At 60.2% G+C, this 19,296-nt stretch carries 16 protein-coding genes and 1 tRNA gene; 4 read left to right on the forward strand and 13 right to left on the reverse strand.

Translation table 11 applies throughout. The features are described 5' to 3' along the window. Window positions 1–175 precede the first annotated feature (175 nt). The 4 genes from BLLJ_RS11195 to BLLJ_RS08085 form a co-directional block, all read right to left on the reverse strand. Window positions 176–430: a hypothetical protein gene (locus tag BLLJ_RS11195; protein ID WP_007053867.1), complete on the reverse strand. Its 255-nt coding sequence runs from the start codon at window positions 428–430 to the stop codon at window positions 176–178. A gap of 105 nt (window positions 431–535) precedes the next feature. Next, a complete protein-coding gene (locus tag BLLJ_RS08075; protein WP_013582904.1) occupies window positions 536–1,708 on the reverse strand; it encodes an ABC transporter permease subunit in 1,173 nt (390 codons plus the stop codon). Next, window positions 1,708–3,261 (reverse strand): sugar ABC transporter ATP-binding protein, encoded by a 1,554-nt coding sequence (locus tag BLLJ_RS08080; RefSeq protein WP_007053866.1) that lies wholly within the window; start codon window positions 3,259–3,261, stop codon window positions 1,708–1,710. Before BLLJ_RS08080 ends, BLLJ_RS08075 begins: the two co-directional genes overlap by 1 nt. Window positions 3,262–3,361: 100 nt before the next feature. Then, complete coding sequence (locus BLLJ_RS08085; RefSeq protein WP_007052407.1) at window positions 3,362–4,519, reverse strand: substrate-binding domain-containing protein; 1,158 nt, start codon at window positions 4,517–4,519, stop codon at window positions 3,362–3,364. Between the two features lie 253 nt (window positions 4,520–4,772). Here BLLJ_RS08085 and BLLJ_RS08090 point away from each other — a divergent pair, with 253 nt between their 5' ends. Together BLLJ_RS08090 and BLLJ_RS08095 are read left to right on the forward strand one after the other, a co-directional pair. Further along, a complete protein-coding gene (locus BLLJ_RS08090; RefSeq protein WP_007052406.1) occupies window positions 4,773–5,942 on the forward strand; it encodes an ROK family transcriptional regulator in 1,170 nt (389 codons plus the stop codon). Window positions 5,943–5,979: 37 nt separating this feature from the next. After that, complete coding sequence (locus BLLJ_RS08095) at window positions 5,980–6,846, forward strand: ATP-binding cassette domain-containing protein (RefSeq protein WP_012472194.1); 867 nt, start codon at window positions 5,980–5,982, stop codon at window positions 6,844–6,846. A 24-nt stretch (window positions 6,847–6,870) separates the two neighbouring features. Here BLLJ_RS08095 and BLLJ_RS08100 read toward each other — a convergent pair whose 3' ends face one another. Next, complete coding sequence (locus tag BLLJ_RS08100; RefSeq protein WP_007052404.1) at window positions 6,871–7,821, reverse strand: ROK family glucokinase; 951 nt, start codon at window positions 7,819–7,821, stop codon at window positions 6,871–6,873. A 422-nt stretch (window positions 7,822–8,243) separates the two neighbouring features. Continuing rightward, a tRNA-Asp gene (locus tag BLLJ_RS08105) sits at window positions 8,244–8,320 on the reverse strand. A 334-nt stretch (window positions 8,321–8,654) separates the two neighbouring features. Here BLLJ_RS08105 and ettA point away from each other — a divergent pair. Together ettA and BLLJ_RS08115 are read left to right on the forward strand one after the other, a co-directional pair. Further along, complete coding sequence (ettA, locus tag BLLJ_RS08110; RefSeq protein ID WP_007053864.1) at window positions 8,655–10,334, forward strand: energy-dependent translational throttle protein EttA; 1,680 nt, start codon at window positions 8,655–8,657, stop codon at window positions 10,332–10,334. A gap of 311 nt (window positions 10,335–10,645) precedes the next feature. Beyond that, window positions 10,646–11,545 (forward strand): acyl-CoA thioesterase, encoded by a 900-nt coding sequence (locus tag BLLJ_RS08115; protein WP_007052384.1) that lies wholly within the window; start codon window positions 10,646–10,648, stop codon window positions 11,543–11,545. A gap of 12 nt (window positions 11,546–11,557) precedes the next feature. On the opposite strand, the gene BLLJ_RS08120 is transcribed toward BLLJ_RS08115, so the two are convergent. The 7 genes from BLLJ_RS08120 to tilS all read right to left on the reverse strand — a co-directional run bounded on the left by BLLJ_RS08120 (window position 11,558) and on the right by tilS (window position 19,244). Further along, entirely contained in the window at window positions 11,558–12,085 is a 528-nt protein-coding gene (locus BLLJ_RS08120) for a DUF3180 domain-containing protein (protein ID WP_007052383.1), read from the reverse strand. Between the two features lie 175 nt (window positions 12,086–12,260). Next, window positions 12,261–13,673: a 2-amino-4-hydroxy-6-hydroxymethyldihydropteridine diphosphokinase gene (gene folK, locus BLLJ_RS08125; RefSeq protein ID WP_013582905.1), complete on the reverse strand. Its 1,413-nt coding sequence runs from the start codon at window positions 13,671–13,673 to the stop codon at window positions 12,261–12,263. A 110-nt stretch (window positions 13,674–13,783) separates the two neighbouring features. Then, window positions 13,784–14,659 (reverse strand): dihydropteroate synthase, encoded by an 876-nt coding sequence (gene folP, locus BLLJ_RS08130; RefSeq protein WP_007053863.1) that lies wholly within the window; start codon window positions 14,657–14,659, stop codon window positions 13,784–13,786. A gap of 87 nt (window positions 14,660–14,746) precedes the next feature. After that, a complete protein-coding gene (gene folE, locus BLLJ_RS08135) occupies window positions 14,747–15,346 on the reverse strand; it encodes a GTP cyclohydrolase I FolE (protein WP_007053862.1) in 600 nt (199 codons plus the stop codon). Window positions 15,347–15,440: 94 nt separating this feature from the next. Next, window positions 15,441–17,531: an ATP-dependent zinc metalloprotease FtsH gene (ftsH, locus tag BLLJ_RS08140; RefSeq protein WP_013582906.1), complete on the reverse strand. Its 2,091-nt coding sequence runs from the start codon at window positions 17,529–17,531 to the stop codon at window positions 15,441–15,443. Then, a complete protein-coding gene (hpt, locus tag BLLJ_RS08145) occupies window positions 17,528–18,091 on the reverse strand; it encodes a hypoxanthine phosphoribosyltransferase (protein WP_007055325.1) in 564 nt (187 codons plus the stop codon). Before hpt ends, ftsH begins: the two co-directional genes overlap by 4 nt. Then, on the reverse strand, window positions 18,078–19,244 hold the full coding sequence (tilS, locus tag BLLJ_RS08150; RefSeq protein WP_013582907.1) for a tRNA lysidine(34) synthetase TilS: 1,167 nt from the start codon (window positions 19,242–19,244) through the stop codon (window positions 18,078–18,080). Before tilS ends, hpt begins: the two co-directional genes overlap by 14 nt. Window positions 19,245–19,296 lie beyond the last annotated feature (52 nt).

The following is a 19,296-nucleotide window of genomic DNA, read 5'->3' on the forward strand; positions in this document are numbered from 1 at the left end:
ATAGTCATTACCATAAGTAACTATATGCAGGCTCTAGACAAACCCAACGGCCTGCGCGCCCGTGTCGAGTTCCGTTTCGACATAAAAAAGCCAGGGAATCCCTGGCTTGCAATGCACATATCGCTGCAGATTTGCCGGGACCTATATGTCCCCGGCAACAACAGCCGTATATACGCTACCGATCAGTGCTGCCCTCATCATCCTTGGCACCTGCCGTGGCGGCCTCAGTCTCCTTGGCGTTCCACCCGGCGACGGCATTCCAACCACTCCATCCGATGACCACTAGCAAGCACAGCGAGAAGACAATAGTGGCCCAATTGAACAGCGAGCCATCGTTATTGGCCTCGACCAGTGACTGCCAGAGCCAGATAACGCAGGCCAAGCAGGTCAATGCATACATACGGGAGGTGGAGCGCGCGGTGAGTTTCATGGCGGAAAAAGTCCTTTGATTACAAGAATGACGGCAGATAACAGTGTGGGATCCGCACCAGCGGCACCGGCACGAATCCCACATCGAGGAGGAGAAAGGGGAAGGTCAGCTCTTCTTGCGCTTGGACATGATGTCCACGGCGACGGCCAGCAGGAGCACGAGGCCCTTGATGGTCTTCACCACGGCGGTGTCAACACCCATGATCGACAGACCCTGGTTGATAACACCCATCACGAATGCACCGATCACAGCGCCCGGGATGGTACCAATACCACCGGTAACGGCCGTGCCACCGATGAAGCAGGCGGCGATGGCGTCCATCTCGAACTCCATACCGGCCTGAGCAGTTGCGGAAGCCAGACGGGAGAGCATGCAGACAGCGGCCACTGCGGACAGGAAGCCCATGTGGACGAACAGCAGGAAGTCCACGCGGCGGGTGTTGATACCGGAGAGGATGGCGGCCTTGCGGTTGCCACCAACGGCGTACACGTGGCGACCGAACACGGTCTTGGTCAGGATGAAGTTGTAGATGAAGACCAGCACACCGACGATCACCAGCATGATCGGGGTACCACCCTGATCAGCGTTACCGGAGGAAGCCAGCAGGTAGGTGACGAAGGCGATGACGACCGCGGCAAGCACAATTTTGAGGACGGTCAGGCTCATCGGCTCGGGCACCAGGCCGACCTTGGCCACACGGGCGCGCTTGCGCAGCTGGCTCCAGGCAAAGCCGACGATGCACAGGATGCCGAGCACAATGGTCAGACCATCGAACGGACCCCACCAGCCAAGGATGTTGGGCAGGTAGTTACGGGCAATGCCACGGAATTCGAGGGAGGTAATCGGCACGGATTCGCCGACGATCACGGTGGCGAGACCACGGAAGATCAACATGCCGGCCAGAGTGGTAATGAAGCCCGGGATGCCGATGACGGCGACCCAGAAGCCCTGCCAGACGCCGACGATCAGGCCGACGACCAGAGCGATGACGATGGCGAGCATCCAGTTGACTCCGGCGCGTTCCATCAGCAGTGCACACACACCACCGATGAAGGCTACCAAGGAACCAACCGAAAGGTCGATGTGGGTGGCGATGATGACCATCACCATACCAATGGCCAGGATGATCACGTAAGCGTTCTGCTGAATCAGGGACACGAAGGAGTTCGGCTTCAGCAGTGCGCCGACAATACCGTATTGACGGGCATTGTTGGCAACCGTGGCCAGCAGGCCGGTCTTTTCTTCTTTCTTTGCAGGTGTTGCAGTTGCGGCGCTCATCAGGCTGCCACCTCCCTTTCCTTGGTCATACCCTTCATCAGGTATTCCTGGGTAAATCCATTCTTCTCAACATTGTCGGTGACGACACCGTAGGACACCGTGTAAATGCGGTCACAGATACCGATGAGCTCGGGCAGCTCGGAGGAAATCACGATGACGGCCTTGCCTGCATCGGCAAGCTTATCGATGATTTCGTAGATCTCATACTTGGCGCCGACGTCGATGCCTCGGGTCGGCTCATCGAGGATGAGGATGTCCGGCTGCGAGATAACCCACTTGGCGAGCAGCACTTTCTGCTGGTTACCACCGGAGAGGGTGGAGACATTCACATCGATGTCATGGCACTTGATGTTGAAGTCCTTGCGGTACTGTTCAACTTCCTTGCGCTCAAGGTTGTCGTCCACAACCCCGCCCTTGCTGATCTTGGTCAGGGAGGCCAGGGACGCGTTCTCTCGGATGTTCTGCAGCAGGTTCAGACCGTTGCCCTTACGATCCTCGGTGGCGTAGGCGAGACCTGCGTCAATCGCGGACTGCACGTTGGGCATCTTGACTTCCTTGCCCTTGACGAACACCTTGCCGGAGATGTTGGAACCGTAAGAGTGGCCGAAGATGGACATGGCCATCTCGGTACGACCCGCACCCATCAGACCCGCCAGACCGACGATCTCGCCGGCATGCACGTTGATGTTCGCATGGTCTACGATCACGCGCTCCGCGTCGAGCGGATGATGCACGGTCCAATCCTCGACACGCAGGTATTCCTCGCCCGGGGTATTGGAGGGGTGGTTCGGGTACAGGTTGTGCAGCGGACGACCCACCATCTTGCGGATGAGTTCTTCCTGGTCGAGCGGCGTCTCCGGCGTCACGTACATCACACCGACGGTCGAACCGTCTCGAATGATGGTGACATTGTCGGCGATGGCGGCGACCTCGTTGAGTTTATGAGTGATGATGATGCTGGTCACGCCCTGCTCGTCACGTAGCTGACGAACCAGGTCAAGCAGGTGGGCGGAATCCTCATCGTTCAGTGCAGCGGTCGGCTCATCGAGGATGAGCAGCTTCACGTCCTTGGACAATGCCTTGGCGATTTCGACGAGCTGCTGCTTGCCGACGCCGATGTCCATAACCTTGGTATCCGGGTCTTCGGGAAGTCCCACACGATCGAGCAGCTTCTTCGCCTCGGCACGGGTCTTGTCCCAGTCGATTACGCCACCCTTGGCCTGCTCGTTGCCGATGAAGATGTTCTCCGCAATGGACAGGAACGGGCTCAACGCCAGTTCCTGATGAATGATTACGATGCCGTCGGCCTCGGAATCATTAATAGTATGGTATTTGCATTCCTTGCCATCAAAGGTGATTTTGCCGGAATAGCTACCGTATGGGTACACACCCGAAAGCACGTTCATCAGGGTCGATTTACCTGCACCGTTCTCGCCGCAGATGGCGTGGATCTCGCCGCGATCGACGGAAAGATTCACATCGGTGAGGGCTTTGACCGGACCGAACGTCTTCGTGATGTTTTCCATCGTCAAGATGGTGTCATTTGATGACATGTCACCACTCCTCGTCACAGTTCTGTGTTCATGGACATGCGGCGCATATCGGCTATGCGCCGCATGTCATTGTGTTTGTTTACGGATTGCCTGATGAGGACTACTTAGTCAGCTCGTCGAAGCGATCCTGGGTGATGTAGTTGGCCGTGACCAGATCCTGGAGGTTGTCCTTGGTGATGTTCTGGGGGTCAAGCAGCTTGGACGGGACGTCGATGTTGTTGTTGTTGAACTTGCCGTTCAGGCCGGAGACTTCCTTGCCCTCGGCGATCTCGACGACCATGTCGTACACGGCGTCAGCCAGCTTGTTCACGTCCTTGAACACGGTCTCGCCCTGCTTATCCTTGGCGATGTTGGCAACTGCGATCTCCATGGCGTCCTGACCGGTGATATACGGCCAGGAGTCGGTGCCCGGCTTCATGTCGGGACGCTTGGATTCGATGGCGTTGATCACACCCTGGGCGATGCCGTCGTACGGAGTGAGGACCGCGTCGAGCTTCTCGCCGTGGGCGTAGGTGGAGTCAAGGATGGATTCCATGTCCTTCTGCGCCTGCTCGGTCTTCCAGCTCATCACGGAGATCTTCTGCCAATCCTCAACGGTGAAGTCTTTGGTCACGCCACCCTGACCGTGCTGGGACGGGGAGACGAGCACGCCCTTCTCGAAGTACGGCTGCAGCAGATCCCAAGCGCCCTTGAAGAAGTACTTGGCGTTGTTGTCATCCGGGGAACCGGTGAACAGCTCGATATTGAACGGGCCGGTGGCGCCATCCTTAAGCTTGAGCTGGTCAATGAGCCACGTGGCCTCGAGCACGCCGACCTGCTCCAGCTGGAAGGTGGCGTAGTAGTCGACGGCGTCGGTGTTCATGATCAGTCGATCGTAGGCGATGACCTTGGCGCCTGCATCGCGGGCCTTCTCAACGGCGGGGCCCACTGCGGTGCCATCCTTGGAGGCGACCACGACGATCTTGGCGTCGTTGTTGACCATGTTCTCGATGTCAGCGTTCTGCTGGGCCGGCTTATCGTCGGCGAAAGACAGGATGACCTTGTATCCGGCCTTCTCCAGCTTGGCCTTCAGGTTGTTGCCGTCCTTGTTCCAACGCTCTTCGGACTTGGTCGGCATCGAAATGCCGATAGTGGCACCCTTTTCGATCTTGGCATCACCGCCAGTTGCCTGGCCGCTACGGCTGCCACCACAGGCCGCGAGGCCCGCGCACATGGCAACGCCTGCCACCACGGCGACGATCTTCTTAGTGAACTTCATTTGCTCTCCTTCATCTTCGAGGGGATGGCGAACCCTCCTTGGTCGCCCGAACCTGAGAATAACCTCAGGTTCATCTCATAGAATACCGTATTAAGTTAAGTTGTCAAACTCAAGAAAGCGAATTTCCCGTCGTTTGCGTTCGACCAATGAACGCAATGGCGATTTTTTTCGCGCATCACAAGGCGACACGCCGAAAAATCCACGCTCTGCGCCTCGCTGTGCCTCATGCCGGTAACGACTACACTGGATTCTTATGGCAACAAGGCTTTTCGGTTCGCAGACCTCGCTTCGCGAGGCAAACCGCGCCAACTTGCTGGCCAGCATCCACAAGTTCGGCGCCATGACACAGGTCGAACTCGCAGAGGTGACAGGACTGTCCACTGCGACCGTGTCCACGCTCGTCCATCAGCTCGTCGACGAAGACCAGCTGGAGACCAAAAGCACCGTTCGCAACGGTCGCAGAGCCACTCTGGTGACCCTTGCACGGCATCAGGGCCTCGGCGTCGGGCTTTGGATCGCGCGACGTCATCTTACGCTTTCTATCGTTGACTTCTCGAAGTCAATCATCGCTGAGCACACGCTCCCCCTGCCGTTGGGCCACAAGGCGGACACAACGCTGGAACGCGCCATGCTGCTCATCAATGAGACCCTGAGCAGCATCGACGCCGAAGCCAGCGAGCTGGTCGGCATCGGCGTGGCCGTGGCCGCACCGGTGGCCACCAGCGACCACACCATAGCGATTCCCGGCATTCTGCCCGGATGGGACGGCGTCGATATCACGTCCCCGTTGCGCACGGCGTTCAACGTTCCCGTATACGTCGATAATGACGCGAATTTCGCGGCATACGGCGAATCCCGTATGGGCGTGGCGGCAGGCAAACGCAATTTCGTATATATCTCAGCCAGCGACGGGGTTGGCGCAGGCATCGTCATCAACGGCGAAATCATGCATGGCGTGACCGGCCTGGCCGGTGAAATCGGCCATATCCAGGTCGACCCGCTGGGTGCCATCTGTTCGTGCGGCAACCGCGGCTGCCTTGACACCGTCGTGGCGGAAAACAGGCTGGTGCAGTTGCTCAGCGTCACACACGGCAATATGACGCTGGACGATCTGGTGTCCTTTGCCAACGAAGGCGACCCCGGTTGCCGTCGCATCATCGCCGACGCGGCCGTGCGTATCGGTCAGGTGGCGGCTGATCTGTGCATCAGCGTGGATCCGGAGGTCATTGTGCTCGGCGGCAAGCTGGCCATGACCGGCGACGTATTCATCCAACCGTTCAATGAAGCGTTGCAGCGCATGCTGTTCCCTGATGCCGTGGCACCCATCGATGTACTCGTGTCATCCCACCCGGACGACAATTGCGCGCTAGGCGGCGCATTATGCGCCATCGAGTTCTCGGTTCGCAATGACGTCAGCCAGTGACCGGTACCAGGAGAAGAGTGATAAGAAGGAACACACCATGAGGAATTCGAGCACACCTCCTCTGCTGCGGCTGGAGGACATCTGTGTGAAGTTCGGCTTCGTCGAGGCGTTGAAATCGGTGAATCTGTCCATCCAGCGCCAGGAGGTCATCGCCATCGTGGGCGATAACGGCGCAGGAAAGTCCACTCTGATCAAGGTCATCGCGGGATTTCTGCAGCCGGGATTCGGCCATATTTATCTCAACGGCGAACAGGTGACCATTCCCTCGATCAGGGAGGCGGACCGCATGGGCATCGCATCGGTGTTCCAGGGGCAGGAGTTCTGCGACAACCTGGACGTGGCCTCGAACCTGTTCCTCGGCAAGGAGATCAATCAGATTGGCATACGCGATGACGATTCGATGAACTCGCGTGCCCGTTCCGTGCTGAAGACCCTGAGCTCGGCGATTCGGGTCGGCTCCCCTATCGCATCCTTATCCGTCGGCCAGCGCCAGACCGTGGCCATAGCGCGCACGCTGCTCAATGACCCGCAGCTTATTCTGCTGGACGAACCGACCGCCGCACTGTCGGTGATGCAGTCGGCGGAAGTGCTCGCATATATCAAGCGACTGCGCTCCGAAGGCCGGTCCGTGGTGATGGTCTGCCACGATCTGCCGGATGTGTTCGCGGTATCCGACCGCATTGTCGTGATACGTCAGGGGCACGTCACCGGCGTGCATCGAACCGTCGAAACGTCCTATGAGGAGATTATCGCCGAAATCGCCGGCGTGACCACCGAACACGAGTATGAGGAAATCGCCGAGAACCCGAAATTCGATTCCATGGTCAGGCAGCGGAAACTCATCGACCGCACTATCAGCGCGGCAGTGAGCCATGGCACCGGCCATGACTCACCATTAGACTAACGCCCCGTTGCCGGAGCGGCATCGTCAGCGCAGAGCCAGGTTGGCGGCACCGATGAGGCCGGCGTCTTGGCCGGCGGTGGCGGCGACGATCTTGGCATGGCCGCGGTAGGCGCTGCCTTCCAGGAAACGCTGGTAGTTGTAGCGGGCCGGCTCCAGCAGAATGTCGCCGACGGCCACCACACCGCCGCCGATCACAAACAGGTCCGGATCGAGCACGGCGGAGACTGCGGCCATCGTGCGGCCAAGCCATTCGCCGATCTTGCCGAATGCGTACAGGCCGAGCACGTCGCCTTCCTGGGCGGCCTGGGAGACCATCGGGCCTTCCAGCTTGGAGATGTCGCCGCCACACAGCTCCATGAGACGCTTGGCATCCTGCGGACGACGGCGCACGGCGGACTTGGCGAAGTTCTCCAGCGAAGTGCCCGAGGTGTAGCGCTCGGCGCAGCCGCGCAGGCCGCAGCCGCAGTGGTCGCCGTCCGGGACCATCGGCAGGTGGCCGAGTTCGGCGGCCATGCCGAAGGAGCCGCGGTACAGCTGACCGTTGATCACGATGGCGCCGCCGAGGCCGGTGCCCACGGTCAGGGCGACCATGTTGGAGCTGCCCTGGCCGGCACCGTGCACGTATTCGCCCCAGCCGGCGCAGTTGGCGTCGTTCTCGACAACGACCGGCACGGCATGGTCGATCAGCGCGCCGACGTGCTCGGACAGGTCGTAGTTGATCCAGGCCGGGATGTTGGCGGAGAAGGTGAGCGTCTTGCGGTCGGCGCTCACGTTGCCGGCGGCGGAGATGCCGATGGCCTCGATATCGGTGTGTCCGGCGGCCACAGCCTCGCGGTACACCTCGGCGATGTGCTGGTTGATGGCGTCGGCATCCATCGGCGTGGGGACGCGCCAGCGCTGGATGATGCTATCGTTTTCATCGCAGACGGCGGCGGCGATCTTAGTTCCTCCGATATCAATGGCGAGCGTGGTCATGGCTTACTCCTTGAAGGCTTGTGTGGCGTACGAGACAGCGAAAATAGTAACGAGTTGCCATGACCTCCCATAGCGTATTTTTCATGATTTGTCATATCTCGCGCACGTTCTGCCAATGTGACCCTGCACACGTTTTTCACCATTTATAAGCACTGTTAACGCTAACGTTGTCATTCAATAGCAAACGTTGTCATTCAGACTATCGGCGTGTCGAGCAGAGCCCCAAGGCCAGCACGAAACCTTCGGTATTTCCATGCGATACGGCATCGGCATCGACTGAAACAGCTTCCATGCCAGAGTCGAATGGCCATCAAACGACTAAACACCAGACACACATTTTGGCCTATAACCCCATATTTCGCCCTACACCACGAAATACGGCAAAAGAACAAAAAAGCTCCTGACATTTGTCAGGAGCTTGGTGGCGACCCCGGCCGGACTTGAACCGGTGACCTCCGCCGTGACAGGGCGGCGCTCTAACCAACTGAGCTACGGGGCCATCTGTACCTCAATGAAGCACAAGAGGATATACTACAGCATCACTGGACCACGGCGCGCCGCCCGGCGCGTCGCGCCACGGCAATGTCAGGCCCATCCATTACCCCTCCAAGCCATAGCGACGCCCGCCATTCCAGCCCTTCCGATACCATGGTGGGCGGTGGTTTGGCGTGGATTCGATCGTTATGCGGACAGGGCGGCACAGGCCTGACGCGGCGCACCGCGATCCGTGATTCGGGGGGCGTGCTCCGCGCTGCACACAGCGTATCCATCACAAACTAAAGACTAAAGAAACAGCGGAATTCCAACCCCTTTTTAAGGAGTAACTGCACAACATGGCAGAATTCGTATTTCAGATGATCAAGGCCCGCAAGTCTTACGGCGACCGCGTGATTCTCGATGACGTGACCCTGAGCTTCCTGCCCGGCGCAAAGATCGGCGTCGTGGGCCCGAACGGCATGGGTAAGTCCACCCTGCTCAAGATCATGGCCGGCCTGGAGACCGTGAGCAACGGCGAGGCCAGCCTGACCCCGGGCTTCACGGTCGGCATCCTGCAGCAGGAGCCGCCGCTGGACGACACCAAGACCGTGGGCGAGAACATCAAGATGGCGTTCGGCCCGATTGCCGAGAAGGTCGCCCGATTCAATGAAATCGGTGAGGAGATGGCCAATCCGGACGCCGACTTCGACGCCCTGATGGAAGAGATGGGCAAGCTGCAGACCGAGATCGACGCCGCCGACGGCTGGGACCTCGACTCCCAGCTCGAGCAGGCAATGGACGCCCTGCAGTGCCCGGACCCGGACACCCCGGTCAACGTGTGCTCCGGTGGCGAGCGCCGCCGTGTGGCCCTGTGCAAGCTGCTGCTTGAGGCCCCGGACCTGCTGCTGCTCGACGAGCCCACCAACCACCTGGACGCCGAGTCCATCCTGTGGCTGGAACAGTTCCTGCACCAGTACAAGGGCGCAGTCATCGCCGTCACCCACGATCGTTACTTCATGGACAATGTGGCCGAATGGATTTGCGAGGTCGACCGCGGCCACCTGTACCCGTACAAGGGCAACTACTCCACCTACTTGGAGACCAAGGCCAAGCGTCTGGAGATCCAGGGAGCCAAGGACGCCAAGCTCGCCAAGCGACTGAAGAACGAGCTCGACTGGGTGCGCTCCTCCCCCAAGGCCCGTCAGGCCAAGAACAAGGCCCGTCTGGAGCGTTACGACCAGATGGAAAACGAGGCACGCAACAACAAGAAGCTCGACTTCTCCGAGATTCAGATTCCGGCCGGCCCGCGCCTGGGTTCCACCGTGCTGGAAGCCAACCACATCCACAAGGCCTTCGGCGAGCGTGTGCTCATCGACGACCTGTCCTTCACGCTGCCGCGCAACGGCATCGTCGGCGTAATCGGCCCGAACGGCGTGGGTAAGTCCACGCTGTTCAAGACCATCGTGGGCCTGGAGCCGCTGACCAGCGGCGAGCTGAAGATCGGCGACACCGTCAAAATCAGCTACGTGGACCAGAACCGTGAGGGCCTGGATCCGAACAAGAACCTGTGGGAAGCCGTGTCCGGCGGCCTCGACTTCATCGAGGTGGCCGGTGTGGAGGTGCCGACCCGCGCCTATGTGGCCAGCTTCGGCTTCAAGGGCGCCGATCAGCAGAAGCTGACTGGTGTGCTGTCCGGTGGTGAGCGCAACCGTCTGAACCTGGCCCTGACCCTGAAGCAGGGCGGCAACCTGCTGCTGCTCGACGAGCCCACCAACGATCTGGACGTCGAGACCTTGGAATCCCTCGAAAACGCGCTGCTCGAATTCCCTGGCTGCGCTGTGGTGATTTCCCACGACCGTTGGTTCCTCGACCGTGTCGCCACGCATATCCTCGCGTGGGAAGGCGACGACGACAACCCGGCCAAGTGGTACTGGTTCGAAGGCAACTTCCAGGCCTACCAGGAGAACAAGGTGACACGCCTCGGCGAGGATGCGGCCCGCCCGCACCGCCTGCACAAGAAGCTTGTGCGCGGCTGAGATACGCCGGCATTAGTGCCACAACGCGCTTTATACGTCGAAAGCCGTCCCTCAGGGGCGGCTTTCCCCATAATTGCCCCATGGCTGCCCGCCCCGCATCCCATAAAATCCCACAGTCGCCTACGGCAACACACCGGCAGCGCAGCAGCAACGTAGCGGCAATGCGCCGCATAACCCACCGTTTACCTTCCAAACAGTCTCGTTACATTTCGCTCCCGGAACTCTTAACCCCCACCGGATAGACTGCCAACCATAGGTTGGAATACGATAACCGAATACTGAACACAGCAGAACAAGAATCGAGGAACGCCATGGCTCAGGCAACCACCGTAACTCCATTGGACCATCTGGTGAAGGTGCTGAAGTTGGGCGAGCCTTCCGCTTACCGCAATCACACATATATCAATGGCGAGAGTATGTACTTCCCCACCGGCCGCGTCTACGGTGGCCAGGTCATCGCCCAGTCGGTGATCGCCGCGTCCAAAACAGTGGGCCCTTCACGCCTGCCGCATTCGGTACATGGCTATTTCATTGCCGCCGGCGATATTCGTCAAGACCTGTTGTTTGACGTCGAGAACCTTCGCGACGGCCGCTCGTTCTCCGCTCGTCGGGTCAACGTCACCCAAGCCGAGGGGTCGATTCTCACGGCCATCGCCTCTTTCCAGGAGACCGGCCAAGAGGGTGTGGAATTTGCCGATCCGATGCCGGAAAACCTGCCCGATCCCGAAACGTTGACTTCCGCCAAAGAACTCATGCAGCCGTTCGCCGAGAAGTCGCCGTTCGCCAATTACTATGCCGAGAAATCGCCGTTCGATATCCGCCACGTGACGCCGACCGTGATGCTGCGCGCGGACAAGGATTCCGCCGAGCATGATTCCGGCAAGCAGATGGTGTGGATGAAGGCCGATGGCCACGTCGATGTGCCGCAGGTCATGCATCGTGCGATGCTGGCGCTTGGCTGCGATCAGGTGATGATGGAGCCGGTGCTGCGCCGCGCCGGACTGTCGATTTCCACACCGGGCATTTCCTATGCGTCCATCGACCATTCGATGTGGTGGTATCAGGATATCGATATCAACGAATGGCATTTGTATGTGCAGGATACGCCTATCGCCGCGCACGGACGCGGACTCGGCATTGCCAAAGTGTATGCGCAGAATGGCGACTTGGTGGCGGCCATCGCTCAGGAAGCTATGGTGCGCGTGCCGTAGGAATAGTCACCCCTACCGCTTGTAGGCTTGGGCTATGTCGCTACGGCGCTTGGCTTCCCTGATTTTCGGGTTTTCGGGGCCTTCGTTCGGCGGTAGCTGGCACAACCATTCGCCGATAATGCCGATGATCATGTCGGCGATGCACACCACGGCCGCAATTGCGCACTCGGTGACGGCGTGTGCATAGAAATCCGCCTCGATATGGCTCAAGCTCACCACAATCTGACCGCCATACCAGCCGGCGAGCGTTGCGCCCGCCAATCCCAGTGCCTTTGCCAACACCAGCGTATACACCGCGATAGTGGGATTGATGAAGCTATGCGGACGTTTCTTGGGGTCGGTATTCGCGTATTTATGCACTTGCAGGGCCAAGATCAGCACAATAACGCCCAGTACGGCCAGCAATCCGGGCACAATCCAAGGCGCACCAATCAGCGACAGTCCCGAGCTTTCGCCGTAGGAGGCCAGACCGATACCCGCCAACAGGCCCAACACGGCACCGATCACATACTGCCACCATGGTGTTCGCCGTGTTTTCATGTCCGGCCTCCTTATCGTTGCGTTGCTGTTTGCTGTTTGCGAACGGCCTTCGCGCTTTGGCCGTTCATCTTGATTTGTTTTTTCGTCATTGCCGTGCCTGGCTGCTCGAGGCCGGAGACTGGTCCGTCACCGTCTGGTTTCTAGCCTACCGTTCGTAACTGGTTCCGCCATCAGCTCAACTATTCGACAGTATCCAGTTGTCCGATAGCAATCCGACCTGTCCGGCATCCGGTGCCATGGCCAAAAGGAAGGCCACCGGGTCGCCGCCCAGAGAAGCATTCGGGTCCATATCCAGCCAAGGTGCCAATACCGACGCATGGTTACGGGCCGACGGCCAAGGAATGCTGCAGTTGGGCTCGTCGGAAGTCACGCCTTCCATGTCAACAAGGTCAAGGTCGACTGCTAGGTCATGAACGCTTTCGATGCTGCCCAATACGGCAATCAGGTCGGCGGGCGGCAACTTGGTTTCGATTTGGATGACCGCGCTCATCGCGTCCGGACTGTCGAAATGGCTGACATGGTAGAGCGGCGAGATGCCCTGTACCTGATTGCCAGGAACACTGTCGATGGAAACGATGGTTTCGCGGAACAGCCGTTCGGCATCCTGCGAGGTGGAATCCAGCGAAATAATCGCCTTGCGTGAGACGGGTTCCGACTCCGACGCTGATTCTTGCTTGACTGCATGCCCGCCGAGCATCCAGTCTTCGCTCTCGAGCTGCACGGCGTTACGGTCCGGCGCGGCGGCCAGCAAATCGGCTACAGGCCCCTCATGGGCTCCAGCAAGTTTGGCGTTCGGATTCAGCGCCGCCCAAGGAGCCAGCACAAATGCGCGCTGCCAAGCACGCGGATGGGGCAATGCCAGATCCGGATCCGCGCTGGTGATGCCATCAAAGTCGATAATGTCCAAGTCCAACGGCCTGGAATCCCAATGATTCTCACGAATTCGCCCATGGTTCGCTTCGATGTTTTGCAACGCGGCGAGCAATTCGTGGCTGCCCATTGTGGTTCCAAGCTCCACCACGGCGTTCAGGAAATCCGGCGTACCGTCAGCCATGCCCCACGCGGCCGTGCGGTAAAGCGGCGAAATACCGGTCACCTGTGTGCCAAGCAGCGCGTCAATCTCCCGAACGGCGGCTCGCAAGGTGGATTCCACCTCGCCCACATTGCCCCCCAAGGCCACCACCGCGTTATGGATGGCATGCTTTTCAGCAGTGCGTCCATTATCGGTGGCACGCACGCGCGAGATGGAGACCGATACATCTGCAAAAGCCACGACGATGGGCGCGTGAGGCTTGTGCACGGTGACGTCGATGGAGGCGACGGCCGGCGCATCGGCAAGAATCTTATCCGCGATACGTTGGGCCAGACGCTCGATCAGGTCCACATGAGGGCCTTCGATGACAGCCACGATATCCTTGGCCACGCGGCCGTAATCGATGGTGTCATTGAGATCGTCGGATTGGCCGGCGGCGGCCAGATCAAGGTGCAGGGTGACGTCCACGACGAAGGTTTGTGGCCGTTCGTGTTCAAAGGCGAGCACACCGTGGGTGCCGTTGGCATGTACGCCGGTAAGTGTGATGGTGTCCATTGGTAAGGCTTTCTGTTCAAATGCTCCCCCTCAGTCGCCTTCGGCGCCAGCTCCCCTCGCCCGAGGGGAGCCAAGACCTAGAAGCAACCAAAAACAGGGAGCCAGGGGAATCATGCGTATTCGCGCCAGGTGTTGCCGGCGATGACGGCGGCGCGGCTTTTGGCCACATCGTGTACGCGCACGGCCCATGCGCCGTGCTCGGCGGACAGGGCGGACAAGGCTGCGGTCACGTCATCGCGCTGGGCCATGGTCGGGCCATCAGCACCGGCAGTACCCGCCCCGGTAAGCATCGCCGAAATGAAGCGCTTGCGGGACTGGCCAATCAGCACCGGATATCCAGTGGCGCGGAAGGTCTCGAGCCCGGTCAGCAGCGGTAGGTTATGCTCGATGCCGGGCTTGGAGAAGCCCAGACCAGGATCGATGATAATGCGCTCAGGCTTTACGCCGGCGGCCAGCACGCCGTCGACTTGGCGCATGAGTTCGTCGTGCACGTCGGTCAATACGCCATGCTCGTATACGGAGGTGTCTTGATCGGGGTTCGCGCCCTTGGAGCCGACGAGCCAGCCGCGCCAATGCTGCACGACGTACAGGCAGTCGTGGTCGGCGACCACATGCGGCAGCTCGGCGTCCAGCGTGCCGCCGGAAACATCGTTGATGATCTGTGCGCCCTCGCTCAGCGCGGCGGCGGCCACGGATGCGCGCGTGGTGTCGATGGACAGTACGGCACCGGCCGGAATCAACGTCTTGACGGCACCGGTGATACGGGCCAGTTCGTCGGCCTCGGACACGCGCTTGGCACCGGGGCGCGTGGATTCGGCGCCGATGTCGATGATATCCGCGCCGGCGGCCATCATGTCGCGCCCGTGCTGGGCCGCCTTGGCCGGGTCCAGCCATAGGCCGCCGTCCGAGAACGAGTCCTCGGTGATGTTGAGCACACCCATCACCATGGTGTGCGTGGCGTCATGCAACGCCTGCAAATCAGTCATAGGTCATCTCCCCTTCATTGTTTCCCCTTCGCTCCCCTCAGTCACCTACGGCGACAGCTCCCCTCAGAGAGGGGAGCCTAGGTTGCGTCACTTGTCAAGAATCAGACTCATGGCTTCGGCTCGGGTGGCGGGGTTGCGTAGCAGACCGCGCACCGCAGAGGTCACCGTGCGGGCGGAAGACTTCTTGATGCCGCGCATCGACATGCACAGGTGCTCGCATTCGGTCACCACAATCACACCACGTGCGCCCGCATACTCGACCAGCGCGTCGGCGATCTGCTGGGTCAAACGCTCCTGCACCTGCGGCCGGCGAGCATACACCTCAACCAGTCGGGCGAGCTTGCTCAGCCCCATCACCCCATCCTTGGCGGGAATGTAGCCCACATGGGCCACGCCATGGAAAGGCAGCAGGTGATGCTCGCACACCGAATACAGTTCGATGTCCTTGACCAGCACCAGCTCGTCGGTATCCACGTCGAAGTGCTTCTCCAGCACATCGGCCGGCGAGGCCTGCAGACCGGCGAACAGCTCGCGGCACGCGCGGGCGATACGGTCAGGCGTTTCCACCAGTCCCTCGCGCTCGGGATCCTCGCCAATCGACTTCAGGAACAGACGTACGGCCTCGCGCACGCCTTCCTCGTCGTATGTGCGTTTCTCCCGCTGGCAAGACTCTATATATTCGTTCATCTCATCTCTCCCTTGTCATTGTCCACAACGACGTCGGCCCGGCCTGCGTACGTGAGAAACCACATGAACAGGTCGGGCCGAATCGTCATCGTGTCTACTCTTCCGGCTTCATGCCGACCGAGCGCTTGAGGCTTTCGGGAATCTCCACCGGCGGCTTGTCCGAGTCGGGGCGGCGGTCGTTGGACAGCCACACCGGACGAACCGGAGCCTTCTTGATCGGCGCGAAGATCGCCGCAAGTTCCTTCTCGTTCAGGGTCTCCTTGACCAGCAGCTGGCGGACCAGCTCGTCAAGAATCTCGCGGTTGTCGTTGATGATGGTCCATGCCTCGGTGTGCGCGGTCTCCACCAGCTTCAACACTTCGTCATCGATTACCTCAGCGGTGCGATCGGAGTACTTGCGCGGCTGCAGACCATCCATCACAGTGGTCTGATCGTCGTCGGAACCCCACTTGATGGCGCCGAGCTTATCAGAGAAGCCGTATTCGATCACCATCGTACGGGCGATGCTCGTAGCCTTCTCGATATCGTTCGAAGCACCGGTAGTCGGGTCGTGGAAGACGATTTCCTCGGCGGTGCGGCCACCCATCGCGTAGGCCATCTGGTCGAGCAGCTGGTTGCGCGACTGCGAGTAGCGGTCGGAGGTCGGCATGACGGCGGTGTAGCCGAGGGCGCGGCCTCGCGGCAGAATCGTCACCTTGGTCACCGGATCGGTGTTGTTCAAGGCGGCGGCCACCAGCGCATGGCCACCCTCGTGGTATGCGGTGTTGCGCAGCTCTTCCAGAGCCATGCCCTTGGACTTGCGCTTCGGGCCGGCCTGAACGCGGTCGATGGCCTCGTCGATGGCGCGGTTGTCGATCAACTGGGCACCGGCACGGGCGCACAGCAACGCAGCTTCGTTGAGCACGTTGGCCAAATCGGCACCGGTGAAGCCCGGCGTGCGCACGGCAACCATATGCAGGTCGACGTCCGGTACGAACGGCTTGCCCTTGGCGTGCACCCTCAGAATTGCCTCACGGCCTTCCAGATCAGGCGCGGCCACACCTACCTGACGGTCGAATCGACCCGGACGCAGCAGAGCGGGGTCAAGCACGTCAGGGCGGTTGGTGGCGGCTATGATGATGAGGTTGGTGTCGTTGTCGAAACCGTCCATCTCGACGAGCAGCTGGTTCAGCGTCTGCTCGCGCTCGTCGTGGCCACCGCCCATACCGGAGCCACGCTTGCGACCCACGGCATCGATCTCATCGATGAAGATGATGGCGGGAGCGTTCTTCTTGGCCTCATCGAACAGGTCACGCACACGGGAGGCACCGAGACCGACGAACATCTCGACGAAGTCGGAGCCGGCCATCGAGTAGAACGGCACGCCGGCCTCACCTGCGATGGCTCGGGCCAGCAACGTCTTACCGGTGCCGGGAGGGCCGTACAGCAGCACGCCGCGCGGGATGCGCGCACCCAGCGCCTTGTACTTGGACGGATCCTTGAGGAAGTCCTTGATTTCCTCGACTTCGGCCACGGCCTCGTCTTCACCGGCCACATCGGCGAACTTGGTGGTGGGGGTCTGGCCCTCGAGCAGCTTGCCGCTGTCCTTCTTGCCGCCCATGCCGAGCATGCCGCCGGCACCGCCCATGCGGCTCATCAGCCACCAGAACAAGGCAAAGAAGATGATGAACGGCAAAATCGAGGTGATGAGGTAGCTCATCACACTGGTCTGCTCGATATTCGAGGTCCAGCCCTTTTCGAGATCGCCGTTCTCCACGGCCTTGGCCACCTGCGCGCCCTGGGCGAAGGTGTAGTAGAACTGCACGTTCTTGCCGTAGTTGGTCACCTTGCCGGTGTCGGCGTTCTTCTTGGTGTAGTCATTCTTCAGCTCAAGGCGGACGACCTGCTTGTTGTCCGTGATCTCGGCGTATGTGGCCTTGCCCTGATTGATCAGCGCGAAACCATCTTTAGTATCGATGGTTTTGGTGCCACCGCCGGCGAACATCTGGAACATCAGCACAACCATGACCACGAGCACGGCACCCCACAGCCAGGGGGACTGCCATATCGGGCGGTTCTCTTTGTTGCCTTTGCCATTGTTCCCGTTATTGCCACGGTTGAACGGGTTGGTGAACGGGTTGCCGTTGTTACGGTTGTTGTTCGGGTTCGGGTTATTGCCGTTACCCGGCCCTTGCGGGAAGCTCATGCTTGCACTCCTTGGTAGACGGACGGCTTGAGGACCGCGATCGAATCGAGGTTGCGGTAGCGTTCGTCAAAGTCGAGGCCGAAGCCGACGACAAACTCGTCCGGAATCTCATAGCCGGCGTACTTCACATCAACGTCCACCTCTCGGCGGGAAGGCTTGCTCAGCAAAGCGAAGACTTCCACGGAAGCGGCACCACGACGTTTCAGTTCTGCGACCAGCCACGCGAGCGTGCGTCCTGAATCAACAATATCCTCCACAATCAAAATGTGCCGTCCGCGAACATCGGCGGACAAATCCTGCCTGACTGTGACCTCACCGCTCGACACTGTGCCCGAGCCATAGCTCGACAGGCTCATGAAATCGATCTGTACAGGAATGCTCATGGCCTGGGTGAACGCGACCAGCGTATTCACGGCCCCTTTCAGCACCGCAACGAGCAGCGGATTCTTATCGCGGTAATCCTCGCTCGCGAGAGCAGCCATCTCGTGGATCTTGGCATCAATCTGTTCTTTGCTGACCAGCTCGTGGTCAATATCTTCCTCAACGTCAGCGATTCGCATGCGCTCCATCTTGGCACACGCGAATGACGTGTTTCTTGCGATTGGCTGAATAACCTCTGGGAAGTGAGACGCCGCCTTGCCCATGCCAATCGACGACCAGCCGGTCGATGGCGGCAATCTGGGCAGCACTGGCGTTCACACCGGCTTGGCTCAGCGCGTGAGCGATGACCCGCAACCGAATCGCCTCTGGCTCACGTGCAATACGTTTGACGCTGATCATCAGGCCGATGCCATGGCTCGAATCGTTGGTATCGCCTGCCACACAGGCTCGTGGCGCATCGGTCGATACCGCTGCCGACGATGCCGGCCAATCAACTGCCGCAACCGCCTCCCCCATCACCTCGTCGGATCGCTGATCCAGATACTCCTTATCCATTCTGGCCAACCGTGCGCTTTCGGCGAAATGGCGGGTGACATTGAATCCAGCGAATCGTTCGATGGCCGGCAGCAGGTCGTGACGCACCCGCGAGCGCAACGGATAGTCGTTCGGCAACTCGCCGTCTACCGCATCGCCATTGGTGGGGTCATCCCAATATTCCACACCTAAGTCTTCACAGATACCGGTGGTTTCGGCTCGAGTAAGGGTAAGCAGTGGCCGCGCAAAAGTCGCGCCACTGCGTGTGAAGACCTGCGGCATGCCAGCCAACGCATCCACGCCTCGACTGCGCAGCAGGCCAATCAATACGGTTTCCGCCTGATCGTCCATAGTGTGGGCCAACAGCACGGCAATGGCACCCGATTCATGCGCCGCGGCGCACAGCTCGTCATACCGGGCCTGCCGTGCGGCCGCTTCGAGGCCCTCGCCGCGCGCCTGTACGGTTGCGTTGCGCATGATGACCGGGCCCAGTCCCAACGCGCGGCAACGATCCGCGGCCTCGCTGGCGACCCGTTCGGAGCCTGCCTGCAAGCCGTGATCCACAATCACGGCACCGCAACGCACGCCCATGGACGTGCATACGATATGGCTCACCGCAGCCAGTGCCATCGAATCGCGCCCGCCTGAACAGGCCACGAGCACGAGCGGCGCATCGGCGGCAACGGCATGGTCCCCATGCTGCGCGAATTCGGGAGCCTGCACATCGCATAGTTCCACGGCACTCAGCGTTGCGCGGACCGCGCCTACGGCCTTGCGCAATCGTGCGGAATATGCCATGTACTCACCACCTTTTTTCTGGTTATAGGCACTCGTGCGTTTATGGACGTTT

The sequence above is a fragment of the Bifidobacterium longum subsp. longum JCM 1217 genome (genome assembly GCF_000196555.1).
GTDB classification, from domain to species: Bacteria; Actinomycetota; Actinomycetes; order Actinomycetales; family Bifidobacteriaceae; genus Bifidobacterium; species Bifidobacterium longum.